This window comes from Okeania sp. SIO2B9 (assembly GCF_010672505.1).
Taxonomy (GTDB): domain Bacteria; phylum Cyanobacteriota; class Cyanobacteriia; order Cyanobacteriales; family Microcoleaceae; genus Okeania; species Okeania hirsuta.
Map to the genome: position 1 here is coordinate 1 of NZ_JAAHGK010001315.1, position 2,072 is coordinate 2,072.

A 2,072-nucleotide genomic window follows, 5' to 3' on the forward strand; every position below is an offset into this window, starting at 1 on the left:
ATCCACTTCAATACAAGACATGGCGATATGAGAATACTAAGACCTAACTATACAGGTTTTCCTCAAAGGAGAGAGATTTCATTTAGAGAAACTTCTGGATACAACGAGCAATGCAAACTATCTCTATGGTCTAAGACTAAAAAGGATAAATATACATTAGAAGAAATTAAACCAGGATATCCTTATTTACCAAAACCAGATGCAACTGAAGCAAAAAAGATTAAAAGTCCTGCTCAAGTATCAAGCCTTGATAATGGTAATTTTTCCGCCCGTTATTGTTCTACTTTTTCATATGAGGAAACAACTTATTGTATAGTTTTAGCAATAGATGGAAGGACAAGAACCCGTAACCAATATAAAGAATTAGGCAGACAAGGCGATAGTAGGTCTGGAATTAAATTATCCTCTCAAAGAGGAACTTTTATTTCATCTGAAGGTGTGAAAATTTGTTCTTACAATAAAATTTTTGAGCATGAATCATTAAAAGAATATTCTATACTTGCAGACACTAAAGTTCAATACCATTATATTTTGCTCATTAATGGTAGTTTTAATATGGTGACAAATAGAAATTCTTTGACTGATGCTTCTAGACAAATTTTAAAAGACAATTCCTTCCTGAAAAATATTAAAAAGTTTCTAGATGAAGCAAAAAGACAAGTTCCTGTTTTTTGTGAATTGATTGAAAGATTAAACAAAGAAAATCAAGAAGCAAAATTAGAAGCGTATACTCAAAGGTTAGACAAGCTTAAAAAAGATATTAAAAATCGAACAAGATTTAAAGTTAACAACATAGAGCAATTAAAAGATAAATGGATGATACAACCAGAAATAGGAGAAGAACATTGGGTTGGAGCATTATATACAATGTTTTCTCACTTAGTTACTATCGATTTACCTTATGCAGAATTATGGGTACGTCCAAGAACTTTTTGTGGTGTTGGTCTTGATAGTATAGCAGTTCCATTAAAAGAAAATAGTTTCAAAGACACAGTTCACATAGGACTAGAATATAAATACACTTTTTCCTCGACAGATGAATATAATCATCCCTTTATTGTGACTAATTTTATAGTTTGTTGGATTCTCTCTATAGCAGAAGAGAGAGAACAAATTCAGGATGCTTATGGCTATTTTGGATATGTATCTTTCACAGAAGAATTAAATGATATTGGTTATGAAATAGTTGATATTGAAAGTCAAACAGGTGAAATTCATAACCAAAATATTAAAGTAATTAGCCTCAAAAAATTACTCGATCATACTTTTGATTGTCAATGGACTACTCCTCCAAAATAAGCACTTCATCACATCTAAAACTTAACCTTTTTTGCTTCTGGATAGTTAGTCGTATTTGCTGCGGAGTATATTTCAAAGATTTTCTGATTATCTGGCCATGAAAATGTTCTAGGCGATCGCCCCATCCCAAAAAGACACCTTGAGGTATTTCTCAAATTCAAACATTAGAACAGCTATAGCACTATAGTTATTCACTAGACAGGACTTAGGTCAAAGCACTATATATAGTAGATAAAAACTATAGCACTATGGTAAATATAGTGGTTTTATCGGAAAAATTCCTTAGTCCTGACTAGAAGATTTTTCGATTATCTAGCCAGAAAAATTTTCTAGGCGATCGCCTCTTCCCAAAAAAACACCTTCAGGCATTTCTCAAATTCAAACATTAGAACAGCTATAGCACTATAGTTTTTGATTGAAAGCTCACAAAATGTAAATGACTGCCATGAAAAAACTATAACGTTTGAGTTTAGATACTTCCACTGCGCACGGCATCATTGTGAACGCCACCAAAAAATGGAGAGTGAGGTAGGTGGGTAGGAATAAATCTCCCCTTCACCCACAATAGTTGGAGGCTCACAAAATGTGAGTGACTGCCATCAGAAAACTATAACGTTTGAGTTTAGACACTTCCACTCCACAGTCAATCATTGTGAACGCCACCAAAAAATGGAGAGTGAGGTAGGTGGGTAGGAATAAATCTCCCCTTCACCCACAATAGTTGGAGGCTCACAAAATGTGAGTGACTGCCATCAGAAAACTATAACGTTTGA

At 33.6% G+C, this 2,072-nt stretch carries 1 protein-coding gene; it reads left to right on the top strand.

What is annotated here, in order from left to right:
* Positions 1–1,299: hypothetical protein (locus F6K13_RS30230; RefSeq protein ID WP_287289434.1), on the top strand; the 1,299-nt coding region annotated here is incomplete at its 5' end.
* Between the last annotated feature and the right edge of the window lie 773 nt (positions 1,300–2,072).